Origin of the sequence: Embleya sp. NPDC056575 (assembly GCF_042793325.1) — a bacterium.
Taxonomy (GTDB): Bacteria; Actinomycetota; Actinomycetes; order Streptomycetales; family Streptomycetaceae; genus Embleya.
Map to the genome: position 1 here is coordinate 56,924 of NZ_JBHTVA010000030.1, position 19,574 is coordinate 76,497.

Below are 19,574 nucleotides of genomic sequence, written 5' to 3' on the forward strand. Positions count from 1 at the left end.
GGCCTGAACGCACGAGAGCGGCAGCTCCGCGGGGAGCTGCCGGTATCAGTGACGAGTCGCCGTCTCGGCACTCACAACGAAGGGTCCTGCATCAAAATCGCCTGGTAGAGGTGGTGAAGGCGACTGTTCGGCTTGAGCCCCAACTCCTGGTCGAGCCACTTGCGCGTGCGGTGGAAGACGTCGACGGCCTCGGACTGCCGTCCGCAGCGGTACAGGGCGATCATCAACTGCTCGCTGAACCGCTCGCGTTCGGGGTACTGCGCGAGCAACTGCTTGAGTTCGGCGACGACGGTCCCCGCCTCGCCGAGCTGGAGCTGGGCCGCGATGAGGTCTTCGCGCGCGGTCTTGCGCTGTTCGTCGAGACGCAGCGCCACGGCCCGGCACCAGGGGCCGTCACTCGTGTCGAGCAGGGCCGGTCCGCGCCACATACCGAGCGCCTCGCGCAGCAGATCCATGGCCTCGTGCGGCCGGTCGACAACCAGGCTCGCGCCCTTGCCCGCCGTTTGCAAAAAGCGATACGCGTCCACGGCGTCGGCGGGGATGTTCAGCGTGTAGCCGTTGTCCACCGTACGAATCAGCTCGTGGCCGGGCCCGCCGAGCCCCAACTCGGCCAGCGACCTGCGCACCCGCTTGACGTTCGCCTGTAACGCGTTGCGCGTGTTCTTGAGCGGAGCCTCCCCCCACAGCTCGTCGATCAGCTCGTCGAAGGTGACCACCTGGCCGATGTTGAGCGCCAGCATGGTCAGCATCACCCGGTTCTTCTTCGCGCGTATACCGACGGTTTTCCGACCGTCCCCTAACAGCAGCGGACCCAATATGGAGATGTACACCAAACTCCCCCGTCTACCGTTGAATTCCAGTCACAAGTTGTTCGCTTGCAACGCCGGGCCTGCCACATGGAACAACGGTCGACTCGTTCCGGGCGACCCGAAGGAGGGTAAGAATCCAGGTGGTATTCACGATGGTCAATTATCGGATACGCTTGACGGCTCCGATACTGTACCTTCGTACATGCTTTCGTAGACTTGCGCAACCAGCCCCGCCTGAAGGCGGGATTCCACTTGTAGCTTGACCAGGATGTTTGCCACATGAGCCTTTACGGTTCGTTCCGTGACGTCGAGTCGGGTGGCAATGCCGCGGTTGGAATGCCCCGCCCCGAGGAGCGCGAAAACCTGTTTCTCACGCCCGGAGAGCGCCCCGACTCGGGCAAGTTCGGTCTGCCAGCGCACCGAAGCAGGGCCGCTGTCGCTGTGCATGAGTCACCCCCGTGATCGCCCCGCTTCCCGGTTGTGCGCACGTCGGAGGGCGCAGACCTCCGCCACGAGGCAGTTGATCATGCGTCGCCGAACACGCATGCGATTCTATGTTTCCCGTCGGAATCCCCACACGGTTTACGGAACCCCCGGCTCGGCGGTTCAACGTGAGCCGGCGAATTTTCCCCGCGCGGGACGTACGAAAAAGGTGGCCGGGGGCGGGCCGAAGCCCCTCCCCCGGCCACCCGGAGCCCGCGCGCGAAGGCCGGTCAGGGAACCGACGTCCCCTCCGCGACCACGGCCGGCATCCGCGGCCCCCGGGAACCGTGCTGATAGGCGAGCCGCGAGGGCCACCAGGTTTTCCAACCGACCAGCATGACCACGGCCGGCAGCGCGACGATTCGGATGAGCGTGGCGTCGAGCAGCACCGCACCCGCCATACCCACGCCCAACTGCTTGAACTCGATGAAGTTCAGCGACGCGAGCAGGGCGAACACGGAGACCATCACCATCGCGGCGCCCGTCACGACGCCGGCCGTTCGCGTGATGCCCTGTTCGACGGCGTCCCGAATGCCGAGCCCACCGCGCGCGGCCTCTCTGATCCGGCTGACGACGAAGACGTGGTAATCCATCGACAGGCCGAGCAGGATCACGAAGAGCATCAGTGGCAGCCATGCCACCACCCGGCCCGTGGACTGGAAGTGCAGGATGCCTTCCGCCCAGGTCCCCTGGAAGATCAGCGCAAGCAGACCGAAAGACGCCACCGCGGACAGGACGTTGAGGACCACCGTGATCAGCGCGAGCACCAGGGATCGGAAGGCGATGGCCATGACCAGAAAGGTCATGGCCAGCGCCGCCCCCAATACCCAGGGCATCTTGGCGACGACGTTCGCCCGATAGTCCACGTCGTACGCCACATCGCTGCCGCCGACCGCGAACTCGACGCCCCCGACGCCGCCGAGGGTGTTCGGGGCGATGTCCTCGCGCAGCTTCCTCAGGGACTCGCGCGCCTTCTCGGAGCTGCTCTTGAAGCGGGTGCCGACGGCGATGGTGCTGACCGTGCCGTCCGCCGACGTACGTACCAGGGGCTGCGGGGACTGTACGAACAGGTCGTCGCGCCGCGTGCGGTCGACCAGCGCGGCCACCGCCGTGCGCAGCTCCGCGGCCCGGTCGGCGGAGACCTTCACGGCGATCATGTGCGTGTCCGCCGGGCTGGGGAACGACTTCGTCAGGCGCTCGTTGGCCTGCATCGCGGGGATCGACTTGGGCAGGTCGTCGATACCGGTGGCCTTGAGCCGCAGACCGAGGGCGGGCAGGGCGAGGATGAGGAGCACGCCGACGGAGATCACGAGCGCGAGAACCGGATGGCGCAACGACGGCTTGAGCATCGCCGACCACAGACGAGGCTTGACGCCGCCTTTCTGCGTGAGCCGCCACACCAGGGGGACGCGCGGCTTGTCCAGGTAGCGGCCGAACTTGGACAGCATGGCAGGCAGGACGGTCAGCGAGGCGCCCATCGCGATGGCGACGACCAGGATCGCGCCCGTGGCCATCGCCTGGAAGGCGATGTGCCCGGCGAAGTAGAGCGCGCACATGGAGACCATCACCACCAGGCCGGAGACCAGCACGGCGTGGCCGGACGTGGCCGCGGCGACCTCGATGGCATCGACCTCGTTGGCGCCGAGCGCGCGTTCCTCGCGCTGCCGCTTGAGGTAGAAGAGCGAGTAGTCGACGCCGATGGCCATGCCCACCAGGACGATGATGTGGGTCACCGGGCCCGGATCCGGCACGAACTGGGAGGCCACTCCCCACAGTCCGAGTCCGGTCAGTACCGAGGACAGGCCCAGGACGACGGGGACGCTCGCGGCGACCATCGCGCCGAAGACGAAGACCATGACGAGTAACGTCACCGGCAGGCTCAGTACGGTCGCCCTGCGGCGGCCGTCGTCCAGCAGGTCGTTGAGCCCGGCCCGGATGGAACCCTCGCCGACGAGCTCCACATTCACGTCGGAGTGCGCGTCCTGGGTCTTCTGCACGCTGTCGAGCAGCGATCGCACCCGGCTGTCGGCGGTCTCGGGGTCTCCGTTGAGCGTCACCGGGACCAGCAGGGCAGAGCCGTCCGAGGCGAGGATCGGCTCGCCGATCGAGGCGATGCCCTTGTCGCCCTTCAGGCCGGACACCGTCTCGTCGGCCGCGGCCCGGGCCTTGGCCACATCGAGCTTGCCGATGTACGGCGTGACCAGGATGTTCTCCACCGCGCGGACCTGCAGACCGCCGCTTTTGGCGATGGCGGCCGCCCGGCCGGACTGGCCTATGGACAGGTCCGAGCTGGTGGCCTGCCGGGTACCCGTGGCGGCGCCGACCGCCAAGGCCCCGAGGACGACCACGAGCCAGAGCGCGAGTGCCCACCAGGGGTGGACAGCGCTCCACCGCGCGGCCTTGGTGATCACGTTCCTGCCTTCCACGATTACCTCCCCCTCCTCGAAAGGAATACCCGGCACCAAAACACGGTCCTGGCTCAAGAATCCGGCCGGTGCTTTACCATCGTGCTCTCGCGCCCTTAAATCTAGCGACGCCCCGGCACGCGACCACGGGTACGACTACGCCTTTTTGAGGGGACTTTCTTCTACTTGACACCCGGCCTGTGTCGCATGCCGTCGGTTTCTGTCGGCGACATTGGGTACCACATCCTCGGTGAAACGTAAAAGGGCCCGTCACCGAGTAGCGCGACGGACCCCGCATATCCTTCGGGAAGCGGCAGGTCGGCAACTCTCCACGGTCCCGCGAGCGGACCCGAGCGCGAGTACACCGTGGCCTGCCGCGCGGTGTGGGCGACGGGAATCGCCATGCCCTCGGTGAGCCTGCCGCCCACCGCCTTCACGCACGCCTCCTTCCTCGTCCACAGCCGGGTGAAGGCGCCGTTCCCGCCGCGCGCCACCAACTCCCGCTCCTCGTCACCGAAGAAGCGCCGAGCCAACCGCTCGGTGTCCAGGTTCGGGCGGGCCAGTTCCACGTCCACCCCGACCGGTCGCGAGGCCAGGGCGAGCAGGGCGATGTCGCCCGAGTGCGACAGGCTGAAGTGCAGGCCCGCCCCCTCGACCACCGGCTTTCCCCACCGGCCGCGGGTGAAGCGCAGGGCGGCCGGCGGGCGGCCCAGACGCTCGCCGACGACGATCCGGGTCGCGGCGTGCGCGATCACGAAACGGCGTCGCATTCCCGGCACGAGGCCGCGCCCGGCGCGGGCCGTCTCGTCCTCGTCGAGGAGATCTTCGAGGCGGGCCGGACAGTGGTCCGGGTCGTCCTCGTCGCCGAGCGATATCCGCCAGACCTCCACCCGTTCCCGACCGTTCTCGTCCCCGACATCCGGCCGGCCGGGCGAGCGGGCGATGTCGCCGCGGTCCGCGCTCACCGGGAGGGCGACCGCGGCATGTCCACGGCAAGCGGCCCGAAGGCGCGAGCGTGGTGCGAGACGAAGCGCCGGTACCGCCCCGGCCGGACACCCGTCGGCTGAAGTTCCTTCCGAGAAAAGGCAATCGACATAGTGTCGGGAAGGCAGCCGGAAACCGCCGAGAGCGACGTCATGCCAACCACATTGGCGGAGAGCGCTGACGCCCAACTGACGGTGGACTGACTACAGTCCCGATGCCGTCGTCGCTTTCCCGAGAGAGCGTGCCCCGGGAGAGCCCGAGGCACGTCGCGTAAACATCCGCCCCGGCGCACGCAATTGCGCGCACGGCGCGTGCGGGTGCGCGCGGTCGTTCCGACACCCGCCGGCATTCGGCGGTATCGGCGCCCGATTTCGCGGTGCTTCGGCGGCCTCTCCCTCGCCCGTCAGGTGGTCGGGGTCGGCGTGGGGTCCGCCGTGCCGGCCCGGTTGTACAGGGTCGCGATGTCGGGACCGAAGCGGCTGCTGTAGGAGGTGAGATCGTCACCGCCCTCCTGGTAGCCGCCGATCACGCCGATCACCGTGCCCCGGCCGTTCGCGGGGTCGATGTCGGTGAGCATCGGGCCACCGCTGGTGCCGTCGGGGAAGTCCGCGCAGTCGAAGCGCACCTGGGTGTCGGACAGGGCGGTGGTGGTGTTCTGGCAGCCGATCGGCTGCTCCTCGTCGTCCGGGTAGCCGATCAGGCGGGCCGCGCGGTCGACCGGGGAGTCGAACGACACCTGTTCGGCTCCGGTGACCTCCTCGATCCGGTCGCCGGTACCGGGGCGTCGCATCTGGAGGAACGCGACGTCGTAGGCCGGATCCCGGTCCGAGACCCAGCGCGGGTCCACGTCGATCCGGGACGGGACCCACACCCCGTACGGCATGAACCCGTCGTGATAGCCGGGGGCGAAGGCGATGTCGGACGCGAACGCCTCGCCGTAGACGCAGTGCGCGGCGGTGATCACCAGGTTGCGGTTCGGCGAGTGCACCACCGTCGCCGTGCAGAAGTGCGCCGGCTCCGTGCCGTCGCCCACGTGCAGGAGCGCGCCGATCGCCGGCGTCGGCGCGATGACGGCGGCCCGCAGCGGCTCGGACACCGGCAGCGGCTCGACCGCCTCCGAGCTGATCGTCGGCACGGGTGTCCCCGACGGACCCGCGGGCGCCCCGCCCAGCAGGCCGGCCGCGATGCGATCGCCCTCGGCCGGATCCGGCAGGTGATAGCCCCGGGCCGCGTCGCCGCCCACCCGCGACCTCGGATGCCCAAAGATCCGGCCCATCGAGGCCAGACCCGCCACCACCAGCACGGCGGCCACACAGAAGGCGGTGCCGACCAGCAGTCGGCGCCTTCCCCGGGTCGCTTCGGAATCCGCGGTTCGTCGCGACACTCGATCACCAATCTCGGCGTAGATTCGGCCTCGGCCCTCGGACGCTACCGGGTGGATCGCTACCCGGGTGAGGACGAATCAGACCGCCGATCGCACGGTCACACGCTCGTGACGAAGTGTTCTTGCGACCGTCGCCCCAACAGGTGGGAGGGGGGCGACGGTCGCAGGAAACCCCCGTTATCGCACGCTGGCTCGACGCCGTCTCTCCAAACCGCCCGACCGGCTCTGCGACCGTATCCCGGGGCCCGTCATCGACGGCACCCCGGTATGGGTGATTTATGACTGGCTTAAGGAACCTCCGAGGCCCGGGCCGGTGCTCCCCGGCGACGGGCGGCCGGATCATGCCCTCGTGCCGAAGGGGCCGGCGCTGCCACACTTTCCTTGTTCCGCAGGGGTTGTCGGCGGGGTGTCGGCGGGGCGACGGCGGGCCGGAGAGGCGGGGTACCGATGGCGGGTTCCGACGACTCGTGGTGGACGGTCCGCGCCCGGCTGCGGCTGATCTGGGCGCCGTGCGCGGCGGTGATGCTGGCCACGGTCGCGGCGCTGGTGGTCGGGCTGACCCTGGACGGCGACGCGCGCTCGCGCGGGCTGCTCCTGGTGCTCGGCGGCGACCTGCTGCTCGTGGTCGGGCTGACCGTGCTGATCGAGGCCGCGCTGCGGCGCACGGTGGAGCGGCCGCTGACCCGGCTGGCCGATCCGAGCGAGCCGCCGAGCGGGGCAGCGCGCTACGACAGCCGCGAGTTCGGCGCGATCGCCGGCGCGATGGCGAGCCTGCGCACCCGGGCCCGCGCCGGGGAGGACCGGGTCCGCCGGGAACGCGAGCACGTCGCCACGCTGACCGCCGTGCTCGCCGAGCGGGACCGGGAGTCGGCCGCCGAGCGCGAGCGGGCCCGCGAGTCGGCGCGCGAGCGGGACGAACTGCGCGCCCGGCTCGACGAACAGGACCGGCGGGCCCGACTGGCCCAGGCCGACCTCGACCAGTTCGCCCACGCCGCGACGCACGACATGCAGGATCCGCTGCGCCGGATCGTGTCCTTCGGCCGCATGCTCCAGGAGCGCTACGAGGACGTGTTGGACCGGCGCGGCCGGCAGTACATCGACTTCACCATCGACAACGCGCGCCGACTCCAGGTGCTCATCGACGAGATGGTCACCCTGACCGAGGTGGGCCGCTCGCGCGCGGAGAGCGTGGCGGTGGACCTGGACGAGGTGGTCCGGCAGACGTGGCTGGACATGGCGGATCGGGTCGAGGACACCGGCGCCGAGTTGGCGCACGACGAACTGCCGGTGGTGGACGCCGATCCGGTGTTGCTGGCCACCCTGATCCGGCACCTGCTCGGCAACGCGGTCAAGTTCGCCCGCCCGTACGAGCGCCCGCTGGTACGGGTCGACGCCGAACCGGTCGCGGAGGGATGGCGGATCACCGTCACCGACAACGGGATCGGCATCCCGGCCGAGTCGGCGGAACGGGTGTTCGCGGCCTTCCGCCGACTGCACCCGCGCGAGACGTACACGGGCAGCGGGATCGGCCTGGCGATGGCCAAGCGCATCGTCGAACAACACGGCGGCCGGATCGCGGTGGACACCGAGTACACGGCGGGCACGCGGATCGTCTTCACGCTGCCGGAACGCTCGGCGGAGGACGCGGAGCCGAAGGAGGTGCCGCCCGAGGGCACGGAGCCGAAGGACACGGCACCGGAGGGCACGGAGCCGGAGGACGTGACGCCCGAGGGCACGGAACCGAAGGACTCGGTGCCGGAAGGCGACGAGCCGGCGGACGCGGAGCCGGAGTACGGACAACCCGAGCCGATTGAACCCGTTCGCTTCACCGATCCGTCGAACCACGAACCCCTCGCGTACGTTTCCGTTGCGTCGGCGCCGCGTGAACGACCGGCGCCGGGAACCACGACGGAGGCGATCCATGCGAGCGACGGACCCGAGCACCGACCCGACGACCGTCGACCCGACGGGCACCCCGTCGACGAGTAGTGCCGAACCCACTCGGCGGATCCTGCTCTGCGGCGCCCTGGTCGCGGCCGGCGGCGCCACGCTGGTGGCCTGCGGCGGCGACGACGGCAAGGACAAGGCCCCGGCCGCCGACAAGGTGCTGGGCCCGGTCGGCGACGTACCGGTCGGCGGCGGCAAGGTCTACGACGACGCCAAGGTGGTGGTCACCCAGCCCGCCGCCGGCGACTTCAAGGCGTTCACCGCCGTATGCACCCACCAGCAGTGCCTGGTCGGCAGCGTCTCCGGCGGGCAGATCCACTGCCCCTGCCACGGCAGCAGCTTCGACGCGAACACCGGCGCCGTACTCGGCGGCCCCGCCCCGCGCCCGCTCGCGGCCAAGTCGATCGTGGTCACGAACGGTCAGGTCGTCCTCAAGCCCGCGTAACCGACCGACCCCGCCCAGGCCCGTGACCGCGCCCGTATCGACGATCTCGAACCGGTACTTCCCGGCAAATCCGGGAAAGGAGATCAAGTAGGAGTTTTCACGCATACCGGATGCTGGGAGGCGGCCATGACGGGCTTGGACGAGGCACTGCCGGTCGACCATCGACTCGGGCAGGTCTACCGGTACGGCGGCGGCTTCATGGGTTTCGCGCTGATCGTGTTCGGCATCCTGGGCTTCACGCACAACGTCGGCTTCTTCTCCACCACCGGTCGCGAGGTCGCGGGCATGTCGACCAACGGCGCGCTCAGCCTGATCTCGGTCGTGGTCGGCGCGATCCTGATCATCGGCGCGATCATCGGCGGCAACACCGCCTCGACGGTGAACATCGTGGTCGGCGCGCTGTTCGTGATCAGCGGCTTCGTGAACCTGGGTCTGATCGGCACATCCGACATCAACTACCTGTCCTTCAAGATGCCGAACGTCATCTTCAGCTTCGTGGTCGGTCTGCTGGTGATGACGTTCGGCCTGTACGGGCGGGTCAGCGGCCATCTGCCGCACGACAACCCGTACTGGCGCTCGCGCCACCCGGAGCAGGCGGCCCGCGAGGACGCCTTCCGCAGCCGGGCCTCGGTCCTGGCCCGCGACGGCGCGTCCGCGCTCGGTACGGGTTCGTCCCGCCCGGGCGTCGCCGGCAGCCACTGACTCGCCCCGGCCGGCGATCACCGTACGCGAAGGCGCCGGAACGGAGAGCATCCCGTTCCGGCGCCTTCGCGCGTACTCGCCGCCGCGGGCCCGCACGCTCAGTGCCCGGCCGCCCCCTCCGAGCCGGGCGGGCGCTCGAAGCGCGGCATCAGGAACGCCAGGCCCCACGCCACGGCCAGGGCGGCGGCGCTGCCGAGGGCGCCTACCGTGAACGCGTCGTCGAACACCCCGCGCACCGCGTCCAGGCTGTGTGCGGCGGGCGCGTTGTCCTCCACGTGGGTGAAGAACAGCGTTCCGAACAGTGCCACCCCCAGCGCCCCCGCGAGCTGCTGCACCGCGTTGAGCACCCCGGAGGCCGAGCCGACCTCGTGATCGGCCACCCCGGCCAGCGCGATCCCGAAGAACGGCGCCATCAGCAGCCCGAACCCGAAGCCCGCGACGGCGGTCGCCGGCAGCAGGATCCAGGTGTTCACCGGGCCGTCGTGCATCGTGATGGTGGCCGCGGTCCCGAGCACCCCGAGCAGGCCGACCACCAGGCCCGCGTGCAGCACCCGACGGCCGTACTTCGCGGCGAGCACGGCCCCCGCCAGGCCCGCGCCGACGGTCGAGCCCAGCGACCACGGGATCAGCGCGAGCGCCGCGTGCGTCGCGGACCAGTCCAGGCCGATCTGGAGGTAGACGCCGAGCACGAGCATCAGGCCGATCATCGAGGCGAACATCATCAGGCCGACCGCCAGGGCGCCGGTGAACGCACGATTGGCGAACAGGCTGACCTCGACCAGCGCGTCGCGACCCGCACGGGTGGTGCGCACCTCGTACCAGGCGAACAGCCCGAGCACCGGCAGCGAGGCCGCCAGGCAACCGAACGTCCAGGCGGGCCAGCCCTCTTCGCGGCCCTGGACGAGCGGGTAGACGAGCAGCATCATCGCCGCGGTGACCAGGACGACCCCGACGAGGTCGAGGCCGGGTCGGCGGGTGCTCGTACTCGGCTCGGGCCGGGGCACCACGCGGGCGCCGGCGACCAGGGCGAACAGGCCCAGCGGCACGTTCACCATGAACACCGCGCGCCAGCCGAGGCCGAACAGGTCGGCGTCCATGACCACGCCGCCCAGGATCGGGCCGAGCACCGCGGCCAGCCCCATCGAGGGGCCGAACACCGCGAACGCGGCGCCGACCTCGCTCTCGTCGAACATGTCCCGGATCAGGCCGAGCGCCTGCGGCACCATCATCGCCGCGGCGAACCCCTGCAGGCCGCGGGCCCCGATCAGCATCTCCGGCGACTGGGCCAGCCCGCACAGCGCGGAGGTGACGGTGAACGCGGTCACCCCCATCAGGAACATCCGCCGCCGACCCAGGATGTCGCCCAGTCGGGCGCCGGTGATCAGGAACATCGCGAACGCGAGCGTGTACGCGGCGGAGAACCACTGCAGGTGGGTGGAATTGCCGCCGAGCGCGTCTCGGATGCCGGGACCGGCGACGTTGACGATCGTCGCGTCGAGCAGGTCCATGATGTCGGCGCCCATGACCACCGCGAGGCCGATCCAGCGCAAGCGGTACGACGTGCGTTTCCCCGTCTCGGCCGCGGCCGGCGCGGCGTTGGTGACGTCGGTGTCCATCGTCTCCCCCGTCTCCCCTTTTGTTTCCATTCCGGCTTTCGAACGCCGTTCGTGTTTCGAACAGTGTTCTTGTCTCGAACACCGTTTTAGGTGCGAACGATGTTCGAGTCAAGTACAGTGTTCGTAAAGTCGCAGGATTCGTGGGATTGGTCGAGGAGGTGGCGCCGTGTCCGAGGCTCCCGAAGTACCCCTGCCGCCGTGGCGCACGACGCCCAAGGCTCGGGGGCCGCGCAAACCGGCGCTGTCGCAGGAGGCGATCGTCACCGCCGCGCTGGAGATCATCGACGCGGAGGGCATGGACGCGCTGAGCATGCGCCGGGTGGCCCAGCGCTTCGAGACGGGGGCGGCCTCGCTGTACGCCTACGTCGCCAACAAGGAGGAACTCGTCGAACTCGTGGTGGACCGGGTCAACGGGGAGGTGCGGATCCCGGTCGCCGATCCCGAGCGCTGGCGCGAGCAACTACGCGAGACGATGTTCGCGATCCGCGACGTCTACGCGGCACACCGCGACCTGGGCCGGGCCACGATCGGCTCGGTGCCGATGGGTCCCAACTCGCTCCACTCGTCGGAGCGGCTGCTGGCCATCCTGCGCGCGGGCGGACTGTCCAAGCGGGTCTGCGCGTTCGCCGCCGACGTGTTGTCCATGTACACCGTGATGTCCGGCCTCGAACTGGGCGGGCCGGAGGCCGGGCACGGCTCGACCGACGCCGAGCGCGGCGCCTACTACGCGCGGATCCGGGAATACTTCACGACCCTGCCCGCGGCCCGTTTCCCCACACTGGCCTCGCTGGGCGCCGAGTTGACCAGCGGCGACGGCGACGAGCGTTTCGCGTTCGGGATCGACGTGCTGCTGCTCGGCCTGATCGCGTACTCCGAGCGGGAGTCCTGACCCGGACTCGAGGGCGACACCCCGTCGCGCCGGCTCCCCGCCGATATGTGTGGAGCAGCATGGGGAACAGGGACCGCGGCACGGTCCGACGTTCTCGGGAGGCTTCATGTTCGACATCGGGGAATTCAAGGCCGGACCGCGCAACGCGATCACCGACGTGGCCGGGCTGCGGGTGGGGCACGCGGCGTACACCGACGCGGGCGCGATGACCGGGACCACCGTCCTGCTCGGCCCGGTCGGCGGCTTCGTGGCGGGGGTGGACGTGCGCGGCGGCGCACCGGGCACGCGCGAGTTGGACGCGCTCGATCCGCGCAACCTGGTGCCGCGGATCGAGGCGATCGTGCTCAGCGGGGGCAGTGCGTTCGGGCTCGACGCGGCGGGCGGGGCGGTGGCGTGGTTGGCCGAGCGCGGGCGGGGGTTCCCGGTCGGCGCCGAGCCGCACCAGGTGGTGCCGGTGGTGCCCGCGGCCTCGCTGTTCGACCTCGGGCGCGGCGGCGACTGGCGGCGGCGGCCCGACGCGGCGCTCGGGCGGGCGGCGATCGCGGCGGCGGACGCCGAACCGGAGCACGCGCCGGTGCCGACGGGCAGCGTGGGCGCGGGCACGGGGGCGATGGTCGGCGGCCTGCGCGGCGGGGTGGGTACGGCGAGCGTGGTGCTGCCCGGTGGGGTCACGGTCGCCGCGCTGGCGGTGGTCAACGCGGCCGGGTCGCCGGTCGACCCGATCGGCGGGCTGCCCTACGCGGTCGGCCTCGGCCTACCCGGCGAGTTCCCGCTCACCCCGCCCGAACACGCCGAGCACGCCGCCGCGTTGACCCGCGCGGCGGCCGCGGCGCAGACCCCGCCCACGCTCAACACCACGATCGGGATCGTCGCCACCGACGCGACGCTGACCAGGTCCCAGGCGCAGAAGGTGGCGGGCGTCGCGCACGACGGGCTGGCCCGGGCGATCCGTCCCGTGCACACCCTCTACGACGGCGACACGATCTTCGCGGTGTCCACGGCCCGCGTCCCGCTGCCCGCGCTCGACCCGACCACGCCGTACGGGGTCAACGAGGAGGCCGCCGCGCTGACCCTGCTGCACGCCGCGGCGGCGGACGTGTTCGGCCGGGCCGTCCTGCACGGGGTGCTCGCGGCGAAGCGCGGCGGGTCGGTGCCGGCGTATCGCGATCTTTATCCCGATTCCACCTGTCGATACGAGGGGTGACGCTTCGGCGAATGGTGCCCTGTCGCCGTCCGCCGACGTGATCGGGGAAGAGGCCGAACTCGGCGTCCGGCCGGCCCGGTTGGAAGACGATCGGGCACCCCGATCCGGGTCCGCCGCGACGCTTGATTGTGTCAATGATTTGCCGCAGACTCGCACGACGTCTCGAACCAGCCCGACGCGTCGGCGCACCGTCGGCGCGTGGTCAGGAGGAACCCGATGCCGATCCCCGTGCCCCTGGACGAATATCCGGTCCACCAGGTCCCGCTGTTCCACAGCGAGGTCGGCTCGACCGACCGGAATTTCTACGACCGCTGCATCATGCACGCCTACGACCGCACGGGCGGCGTACAGATCGCCACCGGCCTGGGCGTCTACCCGAACCTGGGCGTGATCGACGCGTACGTGGTGGTCCGCCGGGACGGTCGCCAGCACGCGGTACGGATGTCGGGCGCGCTCGGCCCGGACCGGATGCGGCAGGAGGTCGGCCCGTACCGCATCGAGGTGTTGGAGCCGCTGTCCAGCGTGCGCGTGGTGTGCGACGCGCCGGAGCAGGGCATCACGATCGACCTCACCTTCACCTCGCCGTTCGCACCGCTGCCGGAACCTCGACACGTGCAGCGCGGCGACTTCAAGCCGATGCTGGACGCGTCGCGCTTCGTCCAGATCGGCGACTGGACCGGCACGGTGACCCTGGACGGCGAGGAGATCACGGTCACCCCGCGGACCTGGTCCGGCTCGCGCGACCGCTCGTGGGGCATCCGCCCGTCGGGCGAGGCGCCGCCGGCCGGACGGCCCGCGCGGACCGCCGGGTTCTGGTGGAACTGGATCCCGCTGCACCTGGGCGACCAGGCGCTGATGATCATCGCGCAGGAATCCGCCGACGGGCACCGTTTCCTGACCGAGGCGATCCGGATGTACCCGATCGCCTCCGGGAAGGCGCCCGAGCAGTTGGGCTGGCCCGAGTTCGACGTGCGGTACACGCCCGGCACCCGGCACCCCGAGGGCGCCGACATCCATCTGACCGACCGCAAACGCAACGCGCTCACGCTGCGTCTGGAGAACCACGGGTACATCGCGCTCAACGTCGGCGCGGGCTACGGCGGCGACCCCGACTGGGGGCACGGGCAGTGGAAGGGCGAGGACTACCTCGACGGCGCGGTGTACGCGCAGAAGGACCCGGAGGTGGCCAAGCGCATCCCGTTCGGTGTGATCGACCACGTGGCCACCGCTCGGCTGCTCGGCCCGGACGGCGCCCTGATCGCGGAGGGGTCGGGCATCTTCGAGCACGGCACGTTCGGGCGGCACGACCCGTCGGGGTTCACGGGATGGGACTCGGTGGCGCCGTAGCGTCGGGGCCCGCCTCCGGTGCAGCCGGCGGACTTTACCGGACATGCACGGTTGATGTACCCGAAACTTGTAAATTGCTGAAATACCGGGACAGTTCGCGGTATGCATAGGCGCGGGACCGGTGTCACTCACTCCCGTGACCCGCCGACCGCCGGGCCGTGCACGCGAGTCCTCCCGCGCGCCCGGCCCGGCCGGTCTCGGCCGGAGCGGTCCGGCTCAGTCGTCGGCCAGGAACGCGTTCAGCCGCTCCGTGGTCTCGATCCACTCCTCGACCAGCGACATCACGACCTCCTGGGTCGGCCGGACCCGGTCGAGCATGCCGACCACCTGGCCGACCGGCCAGCCGTTGAGCTCCTTGTTCTTCGTCCGGGTGAACCGCCGGGACGCCGCGTTGAAGACGATGCCCTGGAGCGGCATCGGCAGCGGGTCGGGGTTGGCCGGGTCCTCCCACGCCTCGGTCCACGCGCTCCTGAGCTGGCGGGCGGGCTTGCCGGTCATCGCGCGCGAGCGCACGGTGTCGGTGGACTTGGCCTCCAGGAGGTTTTGTACCGAGACCTCGTGGGTGTCCGCCTCGGCGACGGTGAGCCACAGGCTGCCGGTCCACACCCCCTGCGCGCCGAGCGCCAGCGCGGCGGCCATCTGCCGGCCGCCGCCGATGCCGCCGGCGGCGAGCACCGGGATGTCGGGGCCGACCGTGTCCACCACCTGCGGGATGAGCACCATCGTGGAGATCTCGCCGCAGTGTCCGCCGGCCTCGGTGCCCTGCGCGACCACCACGTCCACGCCCGCCTCGACCTGCTTCTGCGCGTGCCGGGGACTGCCGCACAGAGCGCCGACCAGGACCCCCGCCGCGTGGCAGGCGTCGATGATGTCGGCCGGAGGCGGGCCGAGCGCGTTGACGAACATCTTCACCAGCGGGTGCTTCAGCGAGACCTCGATCTGCGCGCGCGACTCCAGGTCCACGTTCAGCCCGGCCGCCTTGACCGGTCGGTCCGCCAACTCCGGGGGCAGCGGCGGGATGTCGTGCGCCTCCAGGAGTTCGTCGACGAACTTCCAGTGCTGCTCCGGGATCAGCTTCTCCAGGTTGGCGGGCAATGCCGCCTCGCCGCCGCCCTTGCCGATGTAGGCCATCGGGATCGCCAGGTCGACGCCGTACGGCCTGCCGTCGGTGTGCTCGTCGAGCCAGGCCAGTTCGACCTCCAGCTGCTCGGGGTCGAACGCGAGCGCGCCGAGGACCCCGAAGCCTCCGGCTCGGCTGACCGCCGCGACCACGTCGCGGCAGTGGGAGAACGCGAAGATCGGGAACTCGATCCCTAGCTTCGCGCAGATGGGGGGCTTCATCGGCACAACCTCCGGTCACCGGGTGAAGGCCCCAGAATAGGAAGGCTCCTTGACCAAATCAAGGTCAAGGAGCCTTACCATTTGCGCCGGGGCGGCACGCGTCCCGCTACGGCTTGTCCGTACCGACCGCCCACATCGCGAAGTACTGCGCCGCCGCGCCGTACGCCTGGGCGAGGGCGACCTTCGCGCCGTCCACCTGGTGCTCGCCGGCCGTGCCCCGGACCTGGAGCGCCGCCTCCAGGAAGCGGAGCATGCCGGAGGCGCCGATCGGGTTCGAGGACAACACGCCGCCGGACGGGTTGACCGGGAAGTCGCCGTCGAAGGCGGTCTCGCCCCGGTCGACCATCTTCCAGCCCTCGCCCACCGGCGCGATGTCGTGGCCCTCCAGCCACATCGGCTCGTACCAGGAGAACGGCACGTACAACTCCGCCACGTCGATCTGCCGGCGCGGGTCGGTGATGCCGGCCTGGCGGTACACGTCCCACGCGCAGTCGACGCCGGCCTGCGGGCGGATCGGGTCGCGGCCGTTGAAGGACGACGGCTCGGAGCGCATCGAGGTGCCCAGGACCCAGGCCGGCGCCCGCCCGTCGGCCGCCGCCGCGTCGCCGCCCGCCTCGTCGGTGAGCACGATCGCGCCGGCGCCGTCGGAGGACGGGCACGACTCCAGGAAGTGCAGCGGGTCCCACATCATCGGCGACTCGCGGACCTTGTCGATCGAGATGTCCTTGAGCTGGAGATGCGCGTACTCGTTGCGCAGCGCGTTCTGCCGGTCCTTGACCGCCACCTGCCAGCCGATGTGCTCGGGCGCGCCGGACTTGCGGATGTAGGCGCGAATCCACGGCGCGAACGCGCCGCCCGCGCCGATCGAGCCGGACTTGCCGCCGCCCAGGCCGAATTGCGCGTTCCCCTCGGACTGCTTCTCCCACGCGACCGCGAGTACCCGCCTGTGGACACGGCTGCTGATCAGGTGGGAGGCCACGATCGCGGTGGATCCGCCCACGCTGCCGGCGGTGTGTACCCGGAACACCGGCTTGCCGGCGCCGCCGAGCGCGTCCGAGAGGTAGAGCTCGGGCTTCATCACGCCCTCGAAGATGTCGGGCGCCTTCCCGATCACCACCGCGTCGATGTCGCTCCACGTCATCCGTGCGTCGTCGAGCGCGCGCTGGGCGGCCTCGCGGACGAGCCCGGCGATCGACAGGTCGTCGCGCCGCTTCTTGTGCTTGGTCTGGCCGATGCCGACGACGGCAACGCGCTCATGGGTCATCGGTTGTCACCTTCCAGGACACAGACGAGGTTCTGCTGGAGTGCCGGGCCCGAGGTGGCGTGCCCGAGCGTGCGCGAGCGCCCGTCGACGAGGATCGCCTCGGCCGCGTCGGCGATCCGGACCAGGCCGGTGGCCATCAGCGGGTTGCCGGTGAGCGCGCCGCCGGAGGGGTTGATCAGGACGTCGTCGGCCAGGCCGAGCGACTGGCGCAGGATCACCTCCTGCGCGGTGAACGGCGCCATCAGCTCGGCCACTTCGACGCCGGCCACGCCGCCGGCGCGCGTCGCGGCGAGCCGGGTGGAGGCGGAGTCGGTCAGGTCGCGCAGAGCGGGGTTGTGCACCTCGCTGCGGTGGTCGATCCCGGTGATCCAGGCCGGGCGCTCGGTCAGTTCGGCGGCCCGCGGGCCGCGCACCAGGACCACCGCGCAGGCACCGTCCGAGATCGGCGGCAGGTCGCTCCGGCGCAGCGGGTTGCGCAGGTAGCCCTCGGCGAGCAGCTTGTCCACGTCCTGCTCGGCGGTGCGTACCTGCTGGTTCGGGTTGCCGGCCGCGTCCCGGCGCGAGCGCGCGGCGATCTCGGCGAGTTCGCGCTCGGTGCTCTTGCCGGACTCGATCAGCTGCCGGGCCTGGAGTGCGGCCAGCGAGACCGGGTCCAGGCCGAGCGGCGCGAGGTAGTAGGGGTCGAGTTCGAGCGGGTAGATCGCGGCCGGGTCGCCGGTGGAGGACTTGCCCGAGCCCATCGCCACCGCGATGTCGATGTCGCCGTGCCGCAGCCGCACCCACGCCTCGTACATCGCCCACGCGCCGTCCATCTCCACGTGCGACTCGTGGATCGGCGGCCAGGCGCCCATCGCGTCGAGGTTCGGCACGAACGAGAACGTGCCGCCGGAGATGTAGTCGCACGACCCCTGGCAGCTGAAGCCGATGTCGGAGCGCCGCAACCCGACCTTGGCCAGCGCCTCGTCGACGACGATGAGCAACATCTCGGTCTCGGTGAGCTCCTGCCGGCGTACCGCCGGGAGCTGCGCGGTCGCGACGATCGCGATGTCGCTGTCCTGCCGCACTGCCGTCTCCCTTGTCTCGCCCGCCTTTTGACGTGTCGTCATTTTTGACCTGCCGTCATGTGACGTGTCGTCATCAGAACACCCGGTTCATGTATTGCTCGGCGGGCTCGTCCGGCTCGCCGGTGGGCCGCCAGCCCTTGATGAAGCCCGCGACGGTGCCCCAGCCCTTGCTGGTGATCTCCGCGGCGTCGCGTTCGGCCTCGGGCATCCACTCCGCTTGCACCCGCATGCCGACCCGGATCTCGGACACGGGGAGGTCCAGGATCTGCTGCTGGGCGATCACCATCTCGTCACCTTCGAGCACGACCGAGGCGCGCGCGAACGGCTCGGTCTCCTTCTGCCCGGGGTAGGGGGTGGGGGTGACGATGGTGTAGTTGGACACCACGCCCCGGTCGGGCAGGTCCTCGTCCAGTTCGGGGCCGAGTCGGATGGCGTCCACGGAGCAGTAACCCCGGCCCAGGAACACCCGGTTGCACTGCGGGCAGCGCTGACCCGTCAGCTTGCCCGCGCGCAGGTTGCTCGCGTAGCGGACCAGGGTGGGCGAGAGCACGTCGGTGTAGGTGATCGTGGAGAAGTACTCCATCGTGGTCACCTCCTGGGCCTCGCCGGGCTCGCCCTCCGGGGCCTCGGCATGCTCGCCGGGGACGAAGCAGACGATGTCGTCGATCCGGCCCACGGGCTCGTCCCGCCAGCGCGGCGCGACCCGCATGCCGGTGAACACGGCGTCCTCGGCGCCCGCGTCGAGCACGTGCACCAGGTCGGTGTCGGCGCCGTCCAGGCGGATCAGGACGAAGGCGAACGGGCGGTCCAGCGGGTGCGACGCGATCGGTTCGGCGACCCAGGTCCAGGACCGGACGGTACCGGCGGGACCCACCTCGACGAAGTCGCGCGCGAGCTCGTTCCCGGTCTCCGGGTCGTACTCCATCGGCGGCACGATCACGCGCTCGCCGGAGCGGATGCCGACGATCCGACGGGCGGTCAACTCGGAGAAGAAGCGGCCCATGACCGGCCCGAGTGTGCGCTTGTAGGGGAACTGGATGGTACTGACGGTCTGTGTCGACACGGTCATCCTCTCGGCCTTGGAACGAGGTCGGCCACCGGCCGAACGATAGGTAAGGTTCCTTGACGAGGTCAATGGATAGCGAAAACATGTTCTCTCCGGGGCTGTTCGAGAGCCCTGGAGCGACGGGTCGACTCAGCGGTTTTGGATAAGTTTTCGGCCGGACGGCGAACTAGCGTTGGGGCCATGTTCACCACGATCTTCCAATCACAGATCTTCGTCCTCGACCAGAACGAGGCACTCGACTTCTACGTGGGCAAGCTCGGCCTGGAGGTCAAGGCCGACGTCGACATGGGCTTCATGCGCTGGCTGACCGTCGGCATCCCCGGCGAGGCCGGCCGCGAGATCCTGCTCGAAAAGCCCGGCCCGCCGTCGATGTCCGCCGAGACGGCCGAGCAGGTGCGCGAGTTGGTGACCAAGGGGGCGATGGGCGGCTGGCTCATCTTCACCACCGCGGACTGCCGCAAGACCTACGAGACGCTGCTGGCCAAGGGCGTCGAGTTCACCGAGGAGCCCACCGAGCGGCCGTACGGGGTCGACTGTGGGCTGCGTGACCCGTTCGGGAACCGGATCCGGTTCACCCAGCCGAACACCTGAGGACGCCGGCGCCCGGTCCGCCGCGCGCGGTCG

The 19,574-nt window shown here is 70.5% G+C and carries 17 protein-coding genes; 7 read left to right on the forward strand and 10 right to left on the reverse strand.

Translation table 11 applies throughout. From position 1 onward, the window contains the following. Window positions 1-71 precede the first annotated feature (71 nt). The 5 genes from ACFRCG_RS23975 to ACFRCG_RS23995 all read right to left on the reverse strand — a co-directional run bounded on the left by ACFRCG_RS23975 (window position 72) and on the right by ACFRCG_RS23995 (window position 6,065). Window positions 72-749, reverse strand: a complete 678-nt coding sequence (locus ACFRCG_RS23975; RefSeq protein WP_380009229.1) for a BTAD domain-containing putative transcriptional regulator — start codon at window positions 747-749, stop codon at window positions 72-74. A 216-nt stretch (window positions 750-965) separates the two neighbouring features. Next, window positions 966-1,256 carry a helix-turn-helix transcriptional regulator gene (locus ACFRCG_RS23980; RefSeq protein WP_078975919.1) on the reverse strand — a complete coding sequence of 97 codons (291 nt, stop codon included), beginning with the start codon at window positions 1,254-1,256 and terminating at the stop codon, window positions 966-968. A 266-nt stretch (window positions 1,257-1,522) separates the two neighbouring features. Next, entirely contained in the window at window positions 1,523-3,718 is a 2,196-nt protein-coding gene (locus ACFRCG_RS23985) for an MMPL family transporter (RefSeq protein WP_380034541.1), read from the reverse strand. A gap of 161 nt (window positions 3,719-3,879) precedes the next feature. Then, window positions 3,880-4,662, reverse strand: coding sequence for a 4'-phosphopantetheinyl transferase family protein (locus tag ACFRCG_RS23990; protein ID WP_380034543.1), 783 nt, complete (start codon window positions 4,660-4,662; stop codon window positions 3,880-3,882). 422 nt (window positions 4,663-5,084) lie between these two features. Further along, complete coding sequence (locus ACFRCG_RS23995) at window positions 5,085-6,065, reverse strand: trypsin-like serine peptidase (RefSeq protein ID WP_380034545.1); 981 nt, start codon at window positions 6,063-6,065, stop codon at window positions 5,085-5,087. 447 nt (window positions 6,066-6,512) lie between these two features. Between ACFRCG_RS23995 and ACFRCG_RS24000 the strand changes: the two genes are divergently transcribed. The 3 genes from ACFRCG_RS24000 to ACFRCG_RS24010 all read left to right on the forward strand — a co-directional run bounded on the left by ACFRCG_RS24000 (window position 6,513) and on the right by ACFRCG_RS24010 (window position 9,159). Then, a complete protein-coding gene (locus ACFRCG_RS24000) occupies window positions 6,513-8,054 on the forward strand; it encodes an ATP-binding protein (protein WP_380034546.1) in 1,542 nt (513 codons plus the stop codon). After that, a complete protein-coding gene (locus tag ACFRCG_RS24005; protein ID WP_380034548.1) occupies window positions 7,987-8,457 on the forward strand; it encodes a Rieske (2Fe-2S) protein in 471 nt (156 codons plus the stop codon). Before ACFRCG_RS24000 ends, ACFRCG_RS24005 begins: the two co-directional genes overlap by 68 nt. Window positions 8,458-8,583: 126 nt before the next feature. After that, window positions 8,584-9,159, forward strand: a complete 576-nt coding sequence (locus ACFRCG_RS24010) for a DUF4383 domain-containing protein (RefSeq protein WP_380034550.1) — start codon at window positions 8,584-8,586, stop codon at window positions 9,157-9,159. A gap of 98 nt (window positions 9,160-9,257) precedes the next feature. Here ACFRCG_RS24010 and ACFRCG_RS24015 read toward each other — a convergent pair whose 3' ends face one another. Next, window positions 9,258-10,775, reverse strand: coding sequence for an MFS transporter (locus ACFRCG_RS24015; RefSeq protein ID WP_380034552.1), 1,518 nt, complete (start codon window positions 10,773-10,775; stop codon window positions 9,258-9,260). Between the two features lie 166 nt (window positions 10,776-10,941). Here ACFRCG_RS24015 and ACFRCG_RS24020 point away from each other — a divergent pair, with 166 nt between their 5' ends. The 3 genes from ACFRCG_RS24020 (at window position 10,942) to ACFRCG_RS24030 (ending at window position 14,215) form a co-directional block, all read left to right on the forward strand. Next, window positions 10,942-11,664 carry a TetR/AcrR family transcriptional regulator gene (locus tag ACFRCG_RS24020; RefSeq protein ID WP_380034554.1) on the forward strand — a complete coding sequence of 241 codons (723 nt, stop codon included), beginning with the start codon at window positions 10,942-10,944 and terminating at the stop codon, window positions 11,662-11,664. A 106-nt stretch (window positions 11,665-11,770) separates the two neighbouring features. After that, on the forward strand, window positions 11,771-12,868 hold the full coding sequence (locus ACFRCG_RS24025; protein ID WP_380034556.1) for a P1 family peptidase: 1,098 nt from the start codon (window positions 11,771-11,773) through the stop codon (window positions 12,866-12,868). A gap of 216 nt (window positions 12,869-13,084) precedes the next feature. Next, window positions 13,085-14,215 (forward strand): hypothetical protein, encoded by a 1,131-nt coding sequence (locus ACFRCG_RS24030; RefSeq protein ID WP_380034558.1) that lies wholly within the window; start codon window positions 13,085-13,087, stop codon window positions 14,213-14,215. A 216-nt stretch (window positions 14,216-14,431) separates the two neighbouring features. On the opposite strand, the gene ACFRCG_RS24035 is transcribed toward ACFRCG_RS24030, so the two are convergent. The 4 genes from ACFRCG_RS24035 to ACFRCG_RS24050 all read right to left on the reverse strand — a co-directional run bounded on the left by ACFRCG_RS24035 (window position 14,432) and on the right by ACFRCG_RS24050 (window position 18,953). Next, window positions 14,432-15,556, reverse strand: a complete 1,125-nt coding sequence (locus tag ACFRCG_RS24035) for an NAD(P)H-dependent flavin oxidoreductase (protein WP_380034560.1) — start codon at window positions 15,554-15,556, stop codon at window positions 14,432-14,434. Window positions 15,557-15,662: 106 nt separating this feature from the next. Beyond that, window positions 15,663-16,820 carry a thiolase domain-containing protein gene (locus ACFRCG_RS24040; protein ID WP_126636393.1) on the reverse strand — a complete coding sequence of 386 codons (1,158 nt, stop codon included), beginning with the start codon at window positions 16,818-16,820 and terminating at the stop codon, window positions 15,663-15,665. Continuing rightward, complete coding sequence (locus ACFRCG_RS24045) at window positions 16,817-17,884, reverse strand: lipid-transfer protein (RefSeq protein ID WP_380034562.1); 1,068 nt, start codon at window positions 17,882-17,884, stop codon at window positions 16,817-16,819. The genes ACFRCG_RS24040 and ACFRCG_RS24045 overlap by 4 nt, the downstream gene beginning before the upstream one ends. Window positions 17,885-17,957: 73 nt before the next feature. Then, the gene (locus tag ACFRCG_RS24050; RefSeq protein WP_380034564.1) at window positions 17,958-18,953 is read right to left on the reverse strand and encodes a Zn-ribbon domain-containing OB-fold protein; all 996 of its coding nucleotides are present in this window, start codon (window positions 18,951-18,953) and stop codon (window positions 17,958-17,960) included. A 177-nt stretch (window positions 18,954-19,130) separates the two neighbouring features. Between ACFRCG_RS24050 and ACFRCG_RS24055 the strand changes: the two genes are divergently transcribed. Next, window positions 19,131-19,541: a VOC family protein gene (locus tag ACFRCG_RS24055; protein WP_380034566.1), complete on the forward strand. Its 411-nt coding sequence runs from the start codon at window positions 19,131-19,133 to the stop codon at window positions 19,539-19,541. The last annotated feature ends 33 nt before the right edge of the window (window positions 19,542-19,574 follow it).

Bases quoted from the DNA above. Each gene is read 5' to 3' on its own strand.
- ACFRCG_RS23975 (WP_380009229.1), bottom strand. From the start codon at position 749: ATGCTGACCATGCTGGCGCTCAACATCGGCCAGGTGGTCACCTTCGAC.
- ACFRCG_RS23980 (WP_078975919.1), bottom strand. From the start codon at position 1,256: ATGCACAGCGACAGCGGCCCTGCTTCGGTGCGCTGGCAGACCGAACTT.
- ACFRCG_RS24000 (WP_380034546.1), top strand. From the start codon at position 6,513: ATGGCGGGTTCCGACGACTCGTGGTGGACGGTCCGCGCCCGGCTGCGG.
- ACFRCG_RS24005 (WP_380034548.1), top strand. From the start codon at position 7,987: ATGCGAGCGACGGACCCGAGCACCGACCCGACGACCGTCGACCCGACG.
- ACFRCG_RS24010 (WP_380034550.1), top strand. From the start codon at position 8,584: ATGACGGGCTTGGACGAGGCACTGCCGGTCGACCATCGACTCGGGCAG.
- ACFRCG_RS24015 (WP_380034552.1), bottom strand. From the start codon at position 10,775: ATGGACACCGACGTCACCAACGCCGCGCCGGCCGCGGCCGAGACGGGG.
- ACFRCG_RS24025 (WP_380034556.1), top strand. From the start codon at position 11,771: ATGTTCGACATCGGGGAATTCAAGGCCGGACCGCGCAACGCGATCACC.
- ACFRCG_RS24030 (WP_380034558.1), top strand. From the start codon at position 13,085: ATGCCGATCCCCGTGCCCCTGGACGAATATCCGGTCCACCAGGTCCCG.
- ACFRCG_RS24035 (WP_380034560.1), bottom strand. From the start codon at position 15,556: ATGAAGCCCCCCATCTGCGCGAAGCTAGGGATCGAGTTCCCGATCTTC.
- ACFRCG_RS24040 (WP_126636393.1), bottom strand. From the start codon at position 16,820: ATGACCCATGAGCGCGTTGCCGTCGTCGGCATCGGCCAGACCAAGCAC.
- ACFRCG_RS24050 (WP_380034564.1), bottom strand. From the start codon at position 18,953: ATGACCGTGTCGACACAGACCGTCAGTACCATCCAGTTCCCCTACAAG.
- ACFRCG_RS24055 (WP_380034566.1), top strand. From the start codon at position 19,131: ATGTTCACCACGATCTTCCAATCACAGATCTTCGTCCTCGACCAGAAC.